Annotated in this window: 12 protein-coding genes; 1 reads left to right on the forward strand and 11 read right to left on the reverse strand. The window is 42.1% G+C overall.

The genetic code is table 11. From position 1 onward, the window contains the following. Positions 1-19: 19 nt before the first annotated feature. Entirely contained in the window at positions 20-664 is a 645-nt protein-coding gene (locus CWD77_RS01695; protein ID WP_101071498.1) for a cytochrome c3 family protein, read from the reverse strand. 444 nt (positions 665-1,108) lie between these two features. On the opposite strand from CWD77_RS01695, the gene CWD77_RS01700 reads away from it, so the two are divergent. After that, complete coding sequence (locus tag CWD77_RS01700) at positions 1,109-1,678, forward strand: DUF420 domain-containing protein (RefSeq protein WP_101071499.1); 570 nt, start codon at positions 1,109-1,111, stop codon at positions 1,676-1,678. 37 nt (positions 1,679-1,715) lie between these two features. Here the strand turns inward: CWD77_RS01700 and CWD77_RS01705 are convergent, their stop codons facing one another. The 10 genes from CWD77_RS01705 to CWD77_RS01750 form a co-directional block, all read right to left on the reverse strand. Then, the gene (locus CWD77_RS01705; protein ID WP_101071500.1) at positions 1,716-4,319 is read right to left on the reverse strand and encodes a hypothetical protein; all 2,604 of its coding nucleotides are present in this window, start codon (positions 4,317-4,319) and stop codon (positions 1,716-1,718) included. A gap of 327 nt (positions 4,320-4,646) precedes the next feature. Next, entirely contained in the window at positions 4,647-5,570 is a 924-nt protein-coding gene (locus CWD77_RS01710) for a glycoside hydrolase family 17 protein (protein ID WP_101071501.1), read from the reverse strand. Positions 5,571-5,572: 2 nt separating this feature from the next. After that, positions 5,573-6,481 carry a glycoside hydrolase family 17 protein gene (locus CWD77_RS01715; RefSeq protein WP_101071502.1) on the reverse strand — a complete coding sequence of 303 codons (909 nt, stop codon included), beginning with the start codon at positions 6,479-6,481 and terminating at the stop codon, positions 5,573-5,575. A 1-nt stretch (position 6,482) separates the two neighbouring features. Beyond that, positions 6,483-8,834 (reverse strand): MFS transporter, encoded by a 2,352-nt coding sequence (locus tag CWD77_RS01720; protein ID WP_101071503.1) that lies wholly within the window; start codon positions 8,832-8,834, stop codon positions 6,483-6,485. A 148-nt stretch (positions 8,835-8,982) separates the two neighbouring features. Then, positions 8,983-10,485, reverse strand: coding sequence for a glycoside hydrolase family 30 protein (locus tag CWD77_RS01725; protein ID WP_165779046.1), 1,503 nt, complete (start codon positions 10,483-10,485; stop codon positions 8,983-8,985). 1 nt (position 10,486) lies between these two features. Continuing rightward, entirely contained in the window at positions 10,487-11,794 is a 1,308-nt protein-coding gene (locus CWD77_RS01730; protein ID WP_101071504.1) for a glycoside hydrolase family 17 protein, read from the reverse strand. A 26-nt stretch (positions 11,795-11,820) separates the two neighbouring features. Continuing rightward, positions 11,821-15,300: a hypothetical protein gene (locus CWD77_RS01735; protein WP_420821206.1), complete on the reverse strand. Its 3,480-nt coding sequence runs from the start codon at positions 15,298-15,300 to the stop codon at positions 11,821-11,823. Positions 15,301-15,331: 31 nt separating this feature from the next. Further along, positions 15,332-16,168, reverse strand: coding sequence for a glycoside hydrolase family 16 protein (locus CWD77_RS01740; protein WP_101071505.1), 837 nt, complete (start codon positions 16,166-16,168; stop codon positions 15,332-15,334). Positions 16,169-16,236: 68 nt separating this feature from the next. Continuing rightward, entirely contained in the window at positions 16,237-17,655 is a 1,419-nt protein-coding gene (locus tag CWD77_RS01745) for an Ig-like domain-containing protein (RefSeq protein ID WP_101071506.1), read from the reverse strand. Between the two features lie 15 nt (positions 17,656-17,670). After that, positions 17,671-20,847: a glycoside hydrolase family 2 TIM barrel-domain containing protein gene (locus CWD77_RS01750; protein ID WP_101071507.1), complete on the reverse strand. Its 3,177-nt coding sequence runs from the start codon at positions 20,845-20,847 to the stop codon at positions 17,671-17,673. Positions 20,848-20,874 lie beyond the last annotated feature (27 nt).

The raw sequence follows: 20,874 nt of genomic DNA on the forward strand, positions 1-20,874 counted from the left end.
TTTGAATTAGATCAAACAATTAATAGTGGCAACTCTGGCAATATGTAGGAGCGTTGATGTTGTGTTTTGCAACCAATTCGCGTCCAATTTCAAGTTGATTTTCTACAGAGTAACCCATTGTGGTTACTTCTGATACCGGTCGAACATGTTTTTCCGGTTCACGGTGACAATCCAGACACCATCCCATACTAAGCGGTTCTGCCTGATGCACAACTTCCATACGATCAACACGACCGTGGCAAGATTCACATCCCACACCTACATTTACGTGTGCCGCGTGATTGAAATAAGCATAATCGGGTAACATATGAACACGAACCCACTCAATGGGCTCGCCGGTTTCCCAGCTGTCGCGAACAGGTTGTAATGATTCTACATCTGTGCGAATTTGACTGTGACAGTTCATGCAAGTTTGAGTAGCCGGAATATTAGCGTGTCTGGATTCTTCTACTTGGGTATGACAGTACTGGCAATCCATGCCTAACTGCCCTACGTGTACCTGGTGTGAAAAGGGGACAGGCTGTTCAGGAGCATAGCCGACATCGGTAAATTCAGGAGAGAAGAAATACCATATACCAAATACAACAGCATTTAAAAGTATGATAGAACCTATAAGAATTCGCTTGGGCGCTTCATCTGCCCATTTTGGAAAAATCTGAGCCATAAGATTTATTGAAAATTATCAATTCCTTTTATCGAAATTTACCGGAAATTAATCAGCCATGAAGGTAGCGAAAATTATAAATTCTCCATACCTATTCTGTGATAGACCAAAGTATTTAAACTCATTCTAAATAATAGGGTCTCGGTAAACATCGTATCAATTGCTCACAAAGATAGTGGACAGATCTATAAATTGCTTAAAATTTGATGCTTTTTTTATGGCTATATGGCAGACCATTAGTGTTAAGAATAAGAGCAAATAATCCAATTTGTTAAAACGCCTGAAAGCGCTTCAGTTAGGAATGTTATAGTGTCTCAAAATTGTTTACCAACAATTAATATTGAATGATTTAAAGGGAAAAAATATTCAGAATTGTTCAAGAATTGATTTCTGAATGTTGTAATTTTGAGCGCGAAAAAATTAATTGATTGAACTCTGTCAGATATGAAAGAACCAAACAGTAAGGAACTCACTGTCGATTTTTTAAAAAAAATAAGTGTAGCAAAAGCATTAGGTGTTATACTGCTGATTAGCGGCCTGGCTTTTCTATTTTTGATCTGGTTAATCTATTTCAGGGAAACTGCTGATGAGACTGCGGCATGGGTTTCAAACTTACCTGCACTCAATGCACTACTCAATACCGCGAGTACAGTATTTATTGTACTGGGCTTTATAGCGATTAGAAAACGAGAATTTGTTAAACACATGAAGATGATGCTCACCGCGTTTGTTACATCATCTTTATTTTTAATCAGCTACTTGGTTTATCATAATTTTGTTGGTCATACACCTTTTCCGGGAGAGGGTATCATCCGACCGATCTACTTCTTTATTTTAATTAGCCACATCATTTTGTCTGCTTTTGTTGTGCCTCTGGTTCTGACCAGCTACTACTTTGCATTTTCAGGGAAATTTTCCACTCACCGTAAAGTATCCAAGTGGACATTGCCAATCTGGCTCTATGTTTCTGTAACCGGTGTGGTGATCTTCTTTATTCTGAATGCTTATGTGTAAAGAAGGAGCGATCTGAAATTTCCGGCGGTAAATGTTGCTATACAGAATTTAAGAAATCGTGCAGATCTTCTTCGGTATCCAGTTCCAGCTTTTTACGTAACCGGGATCGGTTTATATAAACACTTGAAGGCTGGATATTTAAAAAGTCAGCGATCTCCTTGGAGTTGAAGCCCAGTTTTAAATAGGCACAAAGTCTGAGATCGTTACTGGAGAGCTGGGGATAATTCTTTTTCAATCTTTGGAAAAATTCCTGATGCAACTGATCCATCTGAATTTCAAAGGTGTTGTCTTCTTCAGTAGAATATGAATCAAGCAAATTGCTGATTTCATTCCATCGAGTTTTGGATGATTCTGAATTTTGCTCAATCTTCTCAATTTTCTTCTTGAGCTTTTCAATCAGCCGATTTTTATCCTCGTTTTCTTTTGCCTTGTTGGCAAGCTCAATTGTCTTCTCCCTCAGCTTCATTTTCAGTTGATCATAATCTTCCTGCAAACGCTCCTGTTCAAACTGTAACATTTTTTGGCGGTGTTTTTCAGCTTGTTCACGCAAAGATTGCTGCTTATTAATCAGATACTGTTTTTCGTGTTTCTTTAAAGTGTACATTTGCCACAAATAGAGCAGATAGATACCTATTGCAATTAGTATCAGGTATAGGAGATAGGCGTACCAGGACTGATACCAAGGCGGTGCCACACGAAATGAGAGGGTAGACCGGTCAAATATCTCACCGTTTTTCATAGCTTGTACAGATAGCTCGTAATCACCATAGTCTAAATTGATCAGATCAATTCCACTTTCTGCAGACCACTCACTCCACGATTCACTACCGTTTAGTTTGTATTGATATAGAACATCTTGCTGATTGGGAACCAGATATTCTACCCTGACATTGTTATAAGCATGAGAAATGGTTTCACCGGGATAAGATTGAATGCTCTCTTCGTTGTTATAGGCTTCAATTTGTCTGAAAATCAATTGCGTACTATCGGAGTTTTCTATAAACCCCTTTTCAAGAGACCGGAGGGCGAAACCATTGTAGAGGGGAAAGAATTCATATTCATCATTCAGAGAAACGGAACGGTAAATCCAGGGCATCATTTCTTCAGGACCTGAATGAAATGCGATCTCATTTTTTGTACTAAAACTGCTGTCTTCCGGTGAGTAGGTATATTCAAATTCATCAGTAACAACCTGAACGCCCGAATCATTTTTCGCAATGTAGGGATCAGCACCTTCAAAGATATCGTTCAAGAAAATTTTTCTATCCGTCGGATTAAGGTCGTCATCGAGTTCAGCTCTGATAACTCCGTAATTAGGTATGTTGGTCCATAGTATGTTGTCTCGCTCAATCAAAACCTGATTGGTTGATCCACGAATCAGATCCATTCTTTTCAGAAACGACCATTCTCCTGATGATTTTTCAAAAATGGAAATTCCATTATATGTCCCACCCAGCAAGTAATCTCCATAGGGAGTGATTTCCCAGAAGCCCTGTTGGGTTCCTACTCTTTCCAGTTGATTATTGTTCAGAATGAAAAGCCCGCGATCGTGGGCAACAAATAGTTCATCTTCAATCGTATTTAACGACCACACCTGTCCTTCGCTACCCGGAATTTCATTAAAACCGTAAAATTCAATGTCGTTTTTAAGTAAGTCCCAGTCTGAGGTATAGAGACCTTTGTTTGTACCCAGATAGAAACGTTCATCCTTCAATTGAGCTGTATATCCCGTACCAAAATCACCTCTGAAATCATAGATAAATGTCAGATTACTATTTAGATTCAGTGAAGAAATCCCATAGTCCAATCCCATCCAAAGTTGACCATTAGAACTGTAATGGAGACTTAATATGGTATTGTTGAGGAGTCCTTTATTTCTGTTGATATAGTGGATAATGTTTCCATCCATATCACTGATATATAAACCCTTTTGTACGGTTCCGACGGCTAAATAATTTTCCCGGATTTGTTCAAAACTAAATACGTTGGAATTTTCGAGAATACGAGATAAGGGTGTTTCAAGCCGGGTCAAATTCCCATCAGAGTAAAGAAAAAGACCGGAATCGTATGTAACAAGCACAATTCCCTCTTCATGATGGTAGATTCCTGAAATTTCATAATCGAAATCATCGGGAAACTCAGCAACTGGGTTTAACGATAAATCATCGAATTGAAGTAAACCCAACTCTTCATCTGAGAAATAGATCGAGTCTCCAACTGAGTAGCTATCTGTTAACCGACTGGGAGCTGATATTTTAGTGAGATTTTCGTTTCTAAAAATGTAGATGTTGTAATCTGATACAAAGAGAATATTCTCTCCTGATTGATGAATGTTCCAAAACTCCTCATTCAAGTCAATCATATCCTCCCGGAAAGGATAAAGGGAACGGTATTCAAAATCCTGGTACCTGTTTTTTTGCCATATGCCGAAGTCCAGGTCAGAACCGGTGTAGATAAGCGAATCACTGACTACATGGATAGAACGGGTGAAACCTTCACTACCATTAAAGCTGTTCCAGGTTTTGCCATCGTATTCAAGTAGTCCACCATCGGCGGCCATGTAGACAATACCGTTTGGAGCCGTATCGATATCCCATATTTTACCCTTATTGTTATACTCTAAGGGGGTAAAGTTCTGCATCAACGGTACACCTTTTTCTGGTATCTGTTGTGCATGTACTGAAACTGTGCTAATCAGTAGTATTATTAAATATGTTATCGGTCTCACCAAGGATGAATGGTCATAATGTTTTTAGACTTCATCTGCTCAAATCCAGCCTTAATAGATTGGATATTTCAAGTATCCATTCTAAAGTAATTTTTGGTTTAACCAAAATAAGAGTTTAACCATTTCCGAATGTTGTAATAGTATGTAACTGCAAATACATAATTACCGGTAAGATTAAACTCTGAGTTAAAACTGACAAATTTCAATTATTTGTGAAGCGGAGACACGCCGTGCTCCCAATCAGTCATACATCATGGCAAGCTTGGGCGTTCTGTCAGTTTTGAAAAGTCCCCAGTGCTTTTCGGGTTCCAAAGGTTCGGGCGAACCTTTCCAACTCTCATCAAAGGCTTCGAAGTAGAATGTAAGAATGTTCTCTTTTTCAACCCAATTCATAAGTTTTTCAAAATAGATTTTCTGAAACTCTTCGTTGACAAATTCCGGGTTGATGCCTCTACCATTAGATTTTGTAGCCCAACCGGCTTCTGTGATGACAACAGGTTTATCGGGGTATTTTTCGGCAACAGCGCTATAGTTTTCTTTTGTATAATCTATAGCTTCATTGATGTGTTTGTACTCCCAAACTGGGTAGGTGTGAATAGAAATAAAATCTAATTCGTTAGCGAGAGGTTCAAGCTTTGAAAGCCAGGGGGCGTAATTTTCGCAAAATGTTACAGGTTGATTCGCAAGACTTTTTACTTTTTGTACATAGTGCAGCACTTTCTCTTCATGAACCAGGTGATCTGTCCAATCCACACACGCCTCGTTACCTACAGAAAGGGAGAAGATGATATCCGGGTACTGATTTGCAAATTCAGCCAATTTGAGCATCTTTTGGCTGTTGTTTTCGGTATTTTGTTCGAGTACTTTTTTGGGATGAATTCCACCTCCCCAGGGACAATTGAAATTATTCATTTCGGCTTCAATATAAGCCCCAAGCATGATCTGAAAATCAAGATTTTCATTTCGGATCACATCGAGTACAATCTCTGCATGTGTGTCGATATTAAATAATCTAAGGTATTTCCAATGGTTGTGAAGAAGCAGTAAATCTTCTTTTACTTCTTCGTAATTGGGGTATTTACCACCCGGATGCTGTCCTTCTCTGAAACCGGAATAGCAAATGGCTTTTCCGGGAGCTAAACCCAGTTCTTTATATGTGTTCATCCTTAGTATTTAAGTTTTCCTTTTTTATCCCAGATTCCCCAATATGCACCTACATCTCCTTCAGAATCAACTTTCCAGGATTCATCAAAAGATGAGAAATAGAAGACTTCGATATCTTCATCCTGAGTCCACAAGCATGTGTTGATGAAGTATTTCTTAGCATTTTCTACAGATGGTGTTGCGCCGCCTAAAGCTGTTCCTTTACTTGGCCATCCGGTTTCGGTAATTATCACTTTTTTACCATTACCTGCTTCTTTGGCTTGATAATACATCTGTCGCATATGCTGTAGTGAGTGTTCGAAGCTGGTACCTTCCCAGAATGGATAGCAGTTACATAAAATCACATCGCAGACATCCGATACTTCCGGTCTTTGAACGAATTCGTAATATGCATCTACATAGCCTACGGGTATATCTTTTGGAATTTTACTTCGAACTTCTTTGATGTAGTCAATGAGAGTTTCCGGTGTAAGATCACCTCTATAGAGGACCTCATTACCTACTGCCGCAATATCTACCATTCCATCATTAGCTAACTTTACCAAATTATCGATCTCTTCCCTGTTCTTTTCTTCATCGTCGCTAAGCCATGCTCCAACCAAAGTCTTCATTTTAAATTCTTTGGCTACTTTAGGTACAAATTCATTTCCTTCCGTAGTTGAAAAAGATCGTATTGCATTAGTGTAAGGTTTCAAGATCTTAATCCTTTTTCGGATTTGTTCTTCTGTAACAATGGTTCCCGGACCCTGTCCATCCTCATACATACTGTAACAAAATCCATAGATGCCATTATCTAAAACTTCTCTAAACAGGCTATCTATTTCGTCATTTGCCATCTCATCCAAATAATTCAATTTTGGAATGAGATCAGATCTCTTATAACTTAAAAATTGTTCCTTTCTATATGACATTTTAGTTTACTTTTAACTGTTCATTTTTATTCCAAAGTCCCCATCTCGCTCCAACATCACCTTCGTGTCGGGCTTTCCAGGATTCGTCAAATGAAGAGAAGTAGAACACTTCAACTTCCTCCATTTCGCTCCATTTCTTCAAGCGGATGAAATACTTCATCATATTTTCGATGGAGGGTTCAGCCTGATCCACATTTTTCCCGTATGTAGGCCAACCTGTTTCTGCGATGATTACTTTTTTATTATCAGAGACCTCTTTTATTACTTCATACATCTTAGCCAAATACACTGATGAATTCTCGGCATCGTAGCCTTCCCAGAACGGATAACAATTGGCAAGAACAACATCACAGGCTTCAATAACTTCAGGACTCTGGTGGAGTTGATAGTAGGTGTCTACATAACTTACCGGCACTCCGGGTAAAGCCTCCTTAACCTGATTAATGTAAGCGATGATCTGATCCTCACTCAGTTCTCCCCTCAATAAGCATTCGTTACCAATAGCGACGATATCGGCATGACCAGCTTTGGCAACCTTAATTAAATTCTCTATCTCAGTTTTATTGGCTTCCAGATTATCATCAATCCAGGCTCCAACTAAGGTCTTTAATCCCATCCCTTTGGCAATTTCCGGGATCAGTTCGTTACCATCGGTACATGAGAATGAGCGAACCCATTTAGTATGTGGAGCCACAATTTTCATTCTTTTCTCTATTTGTTCTCTTGAAAGCTGATCACCCAGGTTTTGGCCTTCCAGGTAGGGGCTAAAACAGAAGCCGTGAATACCGCTGTTCAGTGATTCTTTGAAGCTTTTCCGTAACTTCTTGATACTAAGCTGATCGATCTCAGCCGCGATAGCTTCCACTTCAGAATCGACAGAGGTAATAGAGAGCAACCGGTCTTTCTGGTAAGAATACGGGACAGCAACTGCATCTTTTTCTGCTTTTCGGGCATCTAAAATTTCCCGTACCTCATTCGCTTTTTCTTCGGTTACATCATAATCTCGCATTACCCAAAGAGCCACCAATGTTCCAAACATTGGCAGAGCTGAAAAGAATAATCTCAGTCCTGTGATCGCTCCTTCAGGCTGAACCGAGAGATTACCATCAAAACCGACTACGGTAAGAATGACCCCGCTTAATCCCCCGGCAATCGCAAAACCAAACTTCACCATATACCAGTAGATCGCACCGAATATTCCCTCTCTTCGTTTTCCATAATTGAGTTCGTCAATATCAATAACATCTGCAGTCATCGACATCATCAACACAAATAAACTACCAATCCCAAATGAGTGAAAGGGCAATGCCAGCAAAAACATCCACGGTTTTCCGGGGACAAATAGGAACCACAGACTTGCATACCCAAATAGCGCTATGGTTTGCGCGATCATGAATGCATTTTTTTTGCCAAGTTTTCTTGACATACGAGCCACAATCGGGATCACCAAAAAGGTGGTAACCAGTGCTCCTGCACTCCCAAACAGGGGAGTCCAAATGCCCGCTTCGCCGGCGTCTCCGCCGAACAAATACCAGACAATAATGAAGAAGGAAAAACCGGCAACGGTGTTAAAGGCATTAAAGATGAAAAATGTTGAAATACAGAGCTTTCTGAATGGGGTTAATGACAATGCCTCCTTGAACCCCCTGATGATTTGTTTGAGACTCCGCTTAATGTTGTTCAGAGTCAGCGATTCATAATCTTCGTTTACCGTAGATTTACTGGGAATAAAAAGTCCGGGAATCATAGCGCAGAGTGCAAAGATAATACCAACGTAGATGGCAAGCTCTCGAGTGGCTGCTTCAGCGCTTGGGAACCATGCCGGATCGTACATGATCACCCAGAACCAAGGTGCGATTACCCATGCCCATTGACCAATCCACTGTGCGATGGCCATAATTTCGGTTCGCTCATGAAAATCGTCGCTCATTTCATAACCCATAGCCACATAAGGCACACTGAATATGGTTAAGCCGATGTAGAAGGCAAATGACCAGAATAAGAAGTAGCCAAAATTGTAATTGACTGTGTTTTCTGCATAGAGCTGCCACATGATCGTAAAAGCAACACCCATGATAACAGCACCTGAAATCACATACTGCCTTCTGCGTCCAAATCTTGAGCGGGTATTATCAGATATAAACCCCACGATAGGATCGGTAACAGCATCGAGAACCCTAGGCAGGAAATAGACGATGCCCCACATCCAACCGGGGAATCCTAAATTCTGAACAAGCACCACCATGAATATTCCCAACGTTGCGGGAAACATCTGATTGGCCAACATACCCATCCCGAATGCTATCTTATGCCGATAGGGTACTTTCTTTTTTATGGTTTTAGACTGCGACATCCTTTAGTTATTTGAGATTTATGACAGATCAATCATGGGGCGGGGTAGCACCGCTTGAATAGTTTTTTTGTATTCAAAGGAGACTTTTTGCCCAATGCAATGGTTAGTTACTATTGGCAGATATTCGTTAGGTTTTTCAGATGATTAATTATGTATCTAAATCGGTAATGACGACGGTTTGAATTGCTTTTCCACTGATTGAAAATTCAGTCGATTTTCCATTCAAGTTTAAATTGATGCTTTTTGCAACTTCTTCAGGATTAAACAGCACAACGGCTATTGATCCGTCGGGGTTTTGTGCAGCCGTTACCATCAAGTTTTCATCAGAATGATTATGACCAATTCTAACGGCTCCGGGTCTGATGTATCTGCTGAAGTGAGCCATGGTGTAGTAAAGAGGAGTGAAGTAGACCTCATCCTGTTCGGGATCCACAATGACGGGAGCTGCACACCAGTTTTCGGCCCAGTTTGGCCCGCCCTGACGATCCAGCACCATATTCCAGTCAACCCAGCCATCAACCCAGTTGTTTAAAGTTCCAATCATATCCCGAGCGTATCTGAAAACGGGTACATACTTTGTGTGAAGATGTCTTCTCTCCTCAGGCGCCCAGTCATAGCCCCAGTCTGTAGCTTCCTTAGACCAATACCACGCGTCGTCTTTCCAGGCAGGAACCTCAGCATCCACCGTAGCCTCCGTTTGTATCAAATGTTTATTCGGAGCCTTGCTGTGGGCATATTGTAACTCTTCAGGGAAGTAATGATATGTACTTCCATACCAATGCACGGCAGTTCCATCATAATATTGAGCAGCTTCCGGGTCGTCATACATTGTATCCACCCACTCGATCAACTCTTCATCCCGGTTTTGGTCATATCCCAGAATCTTAACATCCTGTTCGGCCTGTTGCAACCGTGGCCCCAGATGGTTTTTAACAAAATCATTCTGCTCTTCGGGTGTAAAGTGCATGCTCTCCCAATTGCTATCATTGCCAAGAGGTTCATTCTCTACAGTAAACGCCCAGATATCAATTCCCTCTTCCCGATAGGCATCCAGATATTTTGAAAAGAACAGAGCCCAGGTTTCATAATATTCGGGAAGCAGTTTGCCACCTTTCCAATCTTTGTTATCCTTCATCCAGGGTGGAGCCGTCCATGGAGACGCAATGATTTTAAACCCGTCTTTAGATATTTCCATCGCATCTTTAATCATCGGAATCATGTCATCCCGGTCTTCATCGATGGAGAAGTTTTCCAGGTTAACATCTCCCTCAACCGGAGCGTAAGAGTAATTAGACAGGGAAAAATCGCTGGAGTTCATATGTTTTCGAGTCAGTGAGTAACGGGCTCCGTCTTCACCGAAGTAGGCTTCCAGAATTTTCATCCGGTTTTCATTGCTCAGCTCATTCAACAGATAAGCGGATGCTTCAGTAAATGATCCGCCAAAACCGGTAATTTCCTGGTACGTATCATCAGGGCTGATCGAAACTTCCACACGCTGATCAGACTCCTGAAACTCTTGCAGCTCAGTAAGTTGATTTCCGCTCTCGGAAGTTTCAAATATTTGTATGTTCATCTCATTATTATTCATATCACAGCCGGTAAGTGTGAAAATAAGTATCGTAAAGAAAGCTATTATTGCTGTTGATTTCATATCAGTTTGTGTTTTGAGATTGCAATCTTTCCTGAATTTCCTGATCTGTTGGCGGCACTTTAACGTCTTCCATCATAGCATCAAAATCACCATTGTATGTTTTTGTGATTGGCATTCCGTCACGCGTCAATCCTTCAAACACGCCTGCATCAACCTCGTCCCAAAGCACATACTTAGCCTCAGATTGCAGGTTGATCAGCCCGAAATGATTTTCTGAGCCGAGCTGATTTTCTGCATCTTTCCATTTTTCATCAAATGCTTCAAAATAGAAGACGGAGACTTCATTCTCGTCAGACCACTCCCGAATCATGTCGTGGTACATCTTCATTTTATACTCATCCGTAGCTCGTGAACCTTCAGGTCCATAATATTCGTTCGATATGGTTGCCCAACCGGTTTCGCCGATATGAACCTCTTTGTCTACTCCAAGGCTCTTCATATAATCGACCACGCTCTGATACTGCGACACTGCATAGTCGAGCGATCGATCAAGGGCAGCATCAATCTTCTCCATGTCTGATAGGTTTTCCTCATCTTCAGGTACACCCCAGAAATCGGGATTGTAGTGCGTATCGTGCATAGGGTAGGTGTGCATCGAAATGTAGTCTACCGTCCGAATAAGTTCATTGAGATCCTCTTTGTGATATTCCTCACCGCCACCACCCCAGGAGGCAAAGTTATCCGAGCTGGTTATCCATAAATCCTCGGGCAGCTCTCCGTTTGCTTTCCGCTCCTGAAGATTCTTTACCCATTTTAAAATAATTCCGGGTTCTACATAATACTCCTCCTGCCAGTGTACCATGGCCTCGTTGCCAACTGCAATCACTTTAACAATGTCGTGGTATTGGCTTGCAAGGTTTGCGGCCCTGTCGATCTCTTCGGGATTTCTCGGGTGATCTTCATCCCGGATGCGTTCGGGTTCGTCGGTCCATGCATTTTTAGCATCAATCCAGGCCCCCATCATCACATACATTTCGAAATCGGGGTCTTCCTCTTTCATTTCCCGAATGGCTCGCAGCAGATTGGGAACCGCATCGAGGTACACATTGTACGTTCGCACAATTTTTATACCCATTGCCGAAAGGATTTTCATGTCTTCTTTCAACTCTGGAATTGTAGGCTGAATATCTCGCGAAATTCCCCGGTAGCCGCTATATGAAATAGCGGGGTAATCCGGATTACCAAGAATTTCTTCAGCCGTGTCGGATGATGTTTTTGATTCGGCTGAATTTTCATTCGATGAACTGTTGCAGGAATTCATAAGCAAAGGAACTAGTAGTGCAAGCAGCAATAAGTGTAATTTTTTCATTATTTTCCTTGATTAGTACAGTTAGGCTACATGAATCTATCACTATTCAAATAAACAGTGATCAGCTCTATTTCACCGGTGCGATTAAATACTTTTTCACTGGTTTCTTGATCCAGGCTCAGCCCGTCAAATTCCCGTGATTCCCCGTTTGCATGTTCAACCGTGATTTTATCTATTCCTGTTTGTCGGTAAACCACCGGAACCTGACAAAATGTAAAGGATAGGGAGTTTGGCTGAAGGTTCAACTTTTTGGGCTCTTTTTGTACATCGACATACTTGAATGCTGCCGCTTCTGTCAGTAATTCATCTTTTTTAAGAAGAAGCGGTTTGAAAGAAACTTTTCCGTCTTTTATAAACACTCCCAACTCACCGATTCGCACCAATATATCTTCCTTTACCTGTCCGGTCATACCGGGCTGTTGTGCACCTCTGTGATAAGGAGTATGTGAGTATGGATCGGTTGGGAAAGCCCCATAATCTTCAGGAGATTTATGAATTCCAATTCCATCGCCAACTTCGTAAAAGTGGTTTCTCAGACGATTGAGAACAGATTCATCCGCCTCTTTATGATATGCATCAAGAGTTACCTCTTCTACGGCCAGATAGAGTTTGGAAACCATATGCCAGTAGATAGAACCCAATCCTTCAAAGGCAAAGAAAGTGCCCGATCGGCCTGTAAATGCTTTATGGTTAAATACCTCTTCAAAGATTTGAAGCAGAAGATCAAATTCCTTTTCAACCAAAGGTTGATATTCCGTTGACTCCAGTTCATGCAGAGCTTTTTTTAGATCCCCGGCATTTCTGAAATTTCCGTTGAAGTGGTAATTACCTTCCACATCTCTGTTGATAATTTGCCGGTTACCGTCTGCAATCATTTTCTTGAGCAGTTCGGATTTCTCAACCAGACTTTCAGGAACGTTGTTTTTTTCTAAAAATCCGGGCAGATCCTTGTTAGGGTAGAGGATGTAACTGTTCTGATCTTCCCGGTAAAGAGAACTGTTGCGAAGAGCATCCAAAACGTCAGCAGATTCCTTCGGGCTCAAATACCCTGAGCTGAGAACGGCAACCTGTCCTTCGAGCATTTCATCCAATCGAGAAACTGAGACTCCGTCAGCGTTTATGCTCATTAAATTATATGCGTGATACAGCTTGTCTTCTCTTCGGTTGGCTTCAATGGAATGCTCCAAATAGGAGAGGGCCGTGTTCAGGAATTCTGAGATATGATCAATTTTCACAGTCTCTTTTTTTCCGCTGAACCCCTTGCTATAGATTTTTTGTCTGTAGTCGCTACCCGCAGTTCCTAAGCCATCCGTTACAGCTTTTCTGTCTGCGTCATCAATACGATTGTTTAATAAGTCTTGATGCTGCTGTAGGGTGTCTGAAATTTGAGTGAAAAAGCGATGGAGCTCTTCAGAGATAACCAACTCGTTAATTTCCGTTTCTGAAAGGGTATCTTCAAAGAAATTTAAAAACCGCCTCAGGTAGTAAAGTGTCACCATTGAGACCCCATTTCCTACAAGGGCATTATTGGCGTCATTCCACTCGGGGCGCTGGGTGTTCATCCAGATGCCGCCTTCAGGTATAAAGTTGGACATCTTAGCAAGAACTGTTGCCAGAATCTTCTCAATAAAGTTTACCCTATGAATATCACTCTGTTTACTTTGAAGGAGTGCACCGTCAGCACCAATTTTTTCAACTTTCTCACGAACTTCCTGATCTGATTTCTCATCAAAATCGATGGTGTTCTTCGGATCTTTTACGATCTGTTCGTAAGGTTTAATCCGGTAGGGGACATTGGCGTAAGCGAAATACTCTTTGTTGAAAATCCGCTCGAGTGCATCCGGCTGAAGGTTTCTGTAAAACTCTAAAAATTTCAGCAGATAAATAATCTGATGATCCCCCCAATAGCCGATGTAGGACCATGGATCGTCCGGATCGATGGTTTCCCAATCAAATCCGCCTTTTGTGACTCGGTATGGATTGTACCCGTCAAATGTAGTGGCGTTCAGGAATTTGAAAATCATCCCTTCAATAAAACCGGGATAGGAGTGAACCAATGCCTCCCAATTCTGGAAAATATCTCGCCAGTTTCCTTCATAATCCAATATTTTGGATCCATCCAGTTCGCTGTGCGTGTTGATGGAAAATTGATTCCAGGGACGGCTGGGATCTCCATGTCTTCGGCTGAATTTCAGCGGCAGATACTCTGTTGACAAGCGCAGCAGATCCGGATCGTCTGTATTTTCAAGTTGATCATACAATTCTCTGTTGTTGAATACATCGTTCAGGTTGCTGATAAAATCTTCATTTCTATGAAAGACCTCTTGATTGGCACTTTTCAGATAAGAGACAAAGTCACCCTTTTCGATGTTGTAATTATCATCAAAAATACCGCCGCGCATGATGTTAAATAGCACATTGGAGTAGTGCCGCGCATCTTTCAGGTGATCTGATGTTTTCTGGAGTCCATCGGCGCTGCCTGTGAGCAGAAGAAGTCGCTCGGTACCTTTGTCTACATCTTTCCGGAGTTTCTTGTTAAGCTGCTGATCCTGTTGAATCGCCTTACTAAGCTCAACAACTTGCGACTGGTTCTGATTTACATTCGCTACAATTTTCCACTCTTTGGTTTCGCTTGCCGGTAAATCTACATCGGCATGAAGAAAGTATGCGCCTTTCTCACCTTTAACATCCTGCTCTTCATAAATTTCTTCCCGTTTTCTGAATTTATTTAACTGAAGGGATGATAACAGGTGTTGTGGATTTTCAAGACCGTAAGACCAGGCGATGTTTGCCTTAAGTGCTTCGCTCGGTTCCGCCTTGTCTACAATGATGGCGCTCAATGCAAAAATGGCCAACCCGGATTCGGGGACCAATTCCGTTCGTTTGTAAGCATCTGCAAGATTACTGGATGTCTGCTGCATGTCGCTCTCAACTCCATAGGGAAGAACGTTTTGTATACCGTCTATGAATGAGAGGGAGTAATCTCGATCCGAGTGATTGATCATTTCGGACGTTCTCACAAACCCATAAAGATTGCTTGAATTCCATTGATATCTGAAAGTCAGATTCAGGTCGTGATTAATCTCTTCAAATAGGATTTTGTTGCCGTAACGGTTCTTATAGATATTCCGGCTAATGGAGTAGTTATCGGCAAACCGATCGGAAAAGGGTTCCCAAAGCAGAGTTTCTTCTTTTTCCTTAATCTGAATAATGGTTTTACTGCCGGTGGTGTCAGCTAAATCTGTAATTTTATCATCGGTGTAGTAGGGAAAAAGGGCATATTCTGAATTTTTACGCCCTGCGGTAAGCCCACCGTTACTGGATATAAACATCCAATGGTTCGAATCGCTAACAACGCTCATGAAAAATGGTCGAAACTGGTCGTGGTTACTGATTTTAAACCATTTTTCACCGTCAAAATTTTCTACTGATATGGATTTTGCCAATGTTCTGCTATTCGTTTTTTTAAATTTTTTAGAAATTAAATATGTATGTAAGAAATCCATCTGAGTCTTCCATCAGATGGAACCAAGTGTTTTAATTTTCAAGGTCATAAACCCGAACGTAGTCCACCATCATGGTTTGTGGAAAAGGAGTAAGGGATGTAGGAGAGCCTACAAATGTTCCGCCAACCGCTACGTTCAGGATGATATAAAATGTATTGTCATTGAATACCCATTCTCCGTTGACATCTTCAGGAGTGATGGTATTGTAAAGGATATCGTCTACATAGTACCTGATAAAATCGGGTCCCCACTCAATGGCAAAAATATGAAATTCAGTATCAAATCGTCCATTAGGTATTGTGTACGAATCAGTTACTGCGTTTCCACCCGAGTAACCGGGACCATGAACGCTTCCGTGGATTACCGTAGGTTGCTGACCACGATATTCCATAATATCGATCTCACCAATTTGTGGCCAGGTTTCCGTACCGCCTGAATCGTCGCCAAGCAGCCAGAATGCCGGCCAGATACCCTGGCCAAAAGGAAGCTGAATGCGAGCTTCAAAACGCCCATAGGTTCTTTCGAAAAGACCTCTTGTCAGAATCTTAGCTGACGTGTAAGAAGAGCCTTCGAACGACTCTTCTCTAGCCGTGATCTGCAGCATTCCATCTTCAACCCGAATATTTTCGGATCTGTCGGTGTAATACTGCAGCTCATTGTTTCCCCAGCCGGGCTGGCCAAATATCTCCTCACCGGTTCCGATGTCGTAAATCCACAGGTCTGAGTCTACAGATCCGTCTACATCGAATTCATCCTGCCAGATGATCTCTCTGGTGACTTCTTCTTCAGGTTCGTTTTCTGTTCCGCAACCCGTCAGGATAACTAAAAAGGAACCCAGGTAGAGGAGAAATTTGAATAATGCTTTCATGCTTTACTTTGGTGATTATTTATTCATTTTGGTTAGGCTCGTTTTTTCCGCCGAATAATATTTACCCGCTATCTGCGCAGGTAAATATTGTCGACGTAGATTGTTTCACCTGCTAAACCGGGCCCCAAGTCGCTGTCTAATACGATCTGGCCAAGATTTGATTTATTAGCCATGCCCGAAATATCAAGCTCTATTGTTATCCATTCACCGGATTCTAATTCAGGATTGCTAGCAGAAGTAGCTTCCTCGGTATCATCACCGCCACCAAACGAATCATCTGCACCGAAGTCTCTAAGGGTTACTCTTAGTGTAGAGTTATCAGGAACTTCATCCGGGAAGAAAACATCCATACTTAGGATATTCATATCGCTTCCATCTATAGTCGGTACGTTCTGATTGAACTCAATACCTACAAAGTTGAAGTTTTCATATCCCAATACGTCGTTACCATCCACTGTAAAGTCACTTGAAGTAGTGGTTTGAAACGGCTCATAAAAGCCATTATAGAAATCAACGGGCACGTTTTCGTAAGCGTCACTGAAAATAGAGATGACATCATCCGGATCTTCGGTTGGTGTAGGGGCCGGAGTGAAATTACCGATTGATTCGATGATCAGTGCACCACTGGCATTCAAGTCACCCAAAGTTGCAGTTATTTCTGCAGTACCCTGGCCAACAACGTTTACTTCTCCGTCTTCATTTACTGTAGCAACACTTTGGTCGGATGAACTGAATGAATAGTATGCCGGTGCAGCACCCACGGTTACATCCACTCCGTTAGCCTGGTTTACGGTAAATGTAAGACCGCTAACCGAAGTATTTGAACCAATAAAACTGGTTTGAGTCTCTTCGTTTCCATTCAAAATAGCCGGTCGTGCCTGTGCCAAGCCGGGAAGGTTTTCGTATTGGAGTTCATCCACCCAAAATGAGTAACCATCTCCATCTTCAGGCCCTTCAGCATACCAAAACAGTCCCTGTTCTGAGGTCAGAACGGATGGATCAGGGATAGGAATAATATACTTTTCCCAATTGGTGGTAAGCTTGAGATCATTCCGTGTTACCGCATATTGATCACCTAAGAAATCCTGACCGAAACCGATATCATTGATTGATCCGGCTTTTGTTCCTTTGGCATAAAACGTTAATGCATTGTAAGAAGTTAAATTTCTCCCTCCGTTTTCATCTCTGAATATTGCACCGGCATATGCTCCTGCCGGATCACCTACGTTTGGTACATCAAAGCGCATGGATGCTGCAGAGTTATCATAGGTATCATCTTCATCCACGCTGAATGCATCCTGTCTTGAATCTTCGTAAGGATAGTATTCAAGTCCGGCACTAAAGCCATCAATAAATACTTCAGGGTTAGCCGGGAAATCCGGTTCTTCCAGGCCGTCAACGCTTCGCTCACAGCCCTGTGCAAAGAACATGAGTAGCAAGCCTGCCAGTATCGTAAGTTGGGTGCTTTTTAATTCCAAAAATTTCATGTTTCTGCCTCTTTATTAGTTGGTAAGATTAATTTGAATGTATGTTCTGAATTCCCACTCACTTCCATTGTCAAATCCGAAAGCAGTAGGATCGGGGACAAGTTCCCCGCTTGGATCCATCATATACGTCGGCGCATATCGGGGTGAGAAATCATCCAGCGATCTCCATGTACCTCTTACACCAATTCTGGTAGAAGGCAGGTCAAACCAGTCCGGTCTTCCTAAATCTGTAGAGAAGTCTGCCATCAACTGAAGAGGGAATGTTAAGTTGAAATCTCTGTGGTAATCGTAAGGCCCCCAATCATTCACTTTAACGTGAGAGCTGAATTTTAACTGCTTATAGATCATCCTCAAGTCACCGCCAAATCGGGTAATCAGTCTTGGGTCACTGCCATTTGCCTGTGCTTCTCCTCCATATAGATTGGCAATGATGCCCAAATCCCGGTTAACTTTAGAGACAATTCGTGCATTCACTTCCCAAAGTCCGTTTAATCCGAAAATATTTTCATCGGGTACGGGTGGAGCTCCCGGGAACGGAAAGAATGTTCTTCCGTCGGGTAAAATACCAATGGCTGCATCCTGTGTTGTTGGCAGATATCTGTATACGAAACCAAGGCTCATTGCCAATGCGGCATCTTCTGCCATATCATTATCCCACTCATACATGTAGGTGCCCGGGGTTGGATCGTATGTTAACAGAAGTTCACCGGCTACCTGCTCTCTGTTGGATCTTACCACAAATGGATCATCCAGAATGTTTCGTGGCCTTGCCGGAGCATCAACACCGGAAGGAATAGGTCCTTCAATCGGTTTTTGCCATAGAAAGTTAGGAGCTACCTGGATGTTACCAAGCATGTATGTAAACCCGGATAGGAAATTATACTGGTTTCCGCTGCCGCTGTCTTTCAGTCTCCAGCCGGTGAATGTCATTGTTTGATCTGCACCACCTTGTGCAACCAATCCCATAACTGCAGACTGTGCGTACCAGTTAAACCGGCCTCCTTCGTAGGTGAGTTTTAATTTACCACCCCAGTTATCTTCCGGTTTAATCTCATCTACATATACATCGTAGCCGCCATCGGCCTGTTCTCGAGCAAGTTGAAACTCACGGCCATTCAGAGGCTCACCGGCCCAAATACCGCCCAGCTCAACTCCAAAGTTTCCAAAATCACGACCCGCATAGAGTGTCAATCGTCTTGTTTTGGGTTGAGGAATCGCAAATGAACTTCCAGTTAACCCTTGTCGCTCAATATCTTCATGAAAGATACCGGTTAATGATGTTTGTCCGATATCTCTGGAGTATTTCAGTAAAACAGCCGGGTTTGCTCCCCACCATAATTGAGGACCAAAGGCAAGCTTCGCTCCATCAAGCATTTTTTTACCTTCCGCTTCGAATCCAAATGGAGCCTCGCCGTTATAGGTAAAGATCTGGTCGCCGTAATTCGATTCCGGGTATAAACCGAAGAAGTCTCCTTCATAACCCCAATGGTAGTGCCCAGTGCGGTAAAATCCATCAAGATTGAAATATTCATCATTCCAGGAGTAACTGGCACTGTAAATATCAACCCGATTGAGTGATTCGGCCGTAACGTTTCCATTTTGCCCCATAAGCTCTACCGCTCGTCCGCGGTTTTCGTAAAAGATTTCATCAATTGGGTTCTCTGCAACATTCCCCAAAACGTTTGCAACCACTTCGGCTCTCATGTTTGGAGATGGATTTGCTTCCACTCCTATTAAGTAGGATTGCATGTGATCAAAACCCAGTTCATCAGGGTACTGAACAACATCCGGATCGGCATCATCCGGTGTGGTGATCTTGCTGCCACCCGTATTGTAGGTTTCAAACATGGCAGTAAATCTGCTCAGTGAAATAAGATCGGAACCGCCACCGCCTGAACCGCCACCTGCGCTTGCACGAAGATTTTCGCCAACTACAGATATTTCAGAAAAGTGACTTTCCAGATCTACAGTATCTACACCCATTTCATAGGGTTCGAATTCGTGTACTTCTTTCAGTACATAGTATGCCGCAGTTGGATAAAGCTCATAAAAACCGTTCAAATCGGTTGGTCCTTTCGCCATAATGCCAAACCACTCTTCATTCATATTATTTTCGCCGGGAACATGGTCAAACTCATATCCGCCGTTTTCCCATGATGCGTTGGTATCGTGAGTGTCGAGTCCCTCGGTTTGTCCGTATTTCCACCAGCCATCACTGAACTGAAAAGTAAAACCACCAATGGAGTTATTACTGCCGCCTAAACCGGCTGCATTTCTGTAAATATCTTTCCAGTTACTTAATAAATAGGTTGCTTGTGGGATCTGCGCCTCTTGCAATGTTTGAGCGTTAAATCTATCTGAGCCAAATTCAGTAAGAAGAACAGGTTTTCCATACTCATTTTGAACTCTTTCATACAGGTCGGTGAAAGTCATTCCCCGATAAGTATTCGTTCCAAAGATGTCCATATCGGGAACTAATTCGGCAACAAGGTCCATAAAAAGCAGATCACCGTTTGCCATAGCAATAGGCCGGCTGCTGTCTATAGCTTTCATCTCTACAGCCGCTTCATTGAAGAGTTCATACATGGCCCTTGCTCGGATTGTAGATTCTCTGTCCTCAATAGGTATATCTTCGGTTTCAGCTCCGCCCCAGAATAATCCGTAGTTATTTTCATTTCCCAAAAGATATAGAAGCAGCCCCGGGGTATCTCTATACTCTTCTGCGAGTTGAGTGACTTCCTCAAGCAGTAATTCTTTTACCCTCTCATCTGAATACTCTGTATTAGCCATCCAGGATCCGTCGATTGTTAACCCGTAACGCCCAAATGAGTGATTGAGCATCGTATAAATGCCGTAATTCTCATATATATATGTAATCCATCTCTTGGGTATTCCTGTATAGACACGTATTACATTCACACCCATATTTTTTAACAAGCCCATTTCATAATCCAGAGCCTGCTGTATAAACTCCGGAGACTGATTCCAAAGGCTGTAGTTAAAGTTGGTTCCCCTGGGAAAATAGTCCCAGTTCATTCCGTTTACCATTAGTGGCTCACCGTCGACGAGAAGTCTCCATCCATCTTCACTCTCTTCAACTACTACATTCTCTGTTTGCGCCATTAAGGGAACAGAGTAGATGAAAAAAAGACTCAATATTGATAGACAGATCACAGTAATTTTAGCTTTCATAGAGGTCATTTTTATTAACTTTGAAAA

This window comes from Rhodohalobacter barkolensis, assembly GCF_002834295.1.
In the GTDB taxonomy this organism is placed as follows: domain Bacteria; phylum Bacteroidota; class Rhodothermia; order Balneolales; family Balneolaceae; genus Rhodohalobacter; species Rhodohalobacter barkolensis.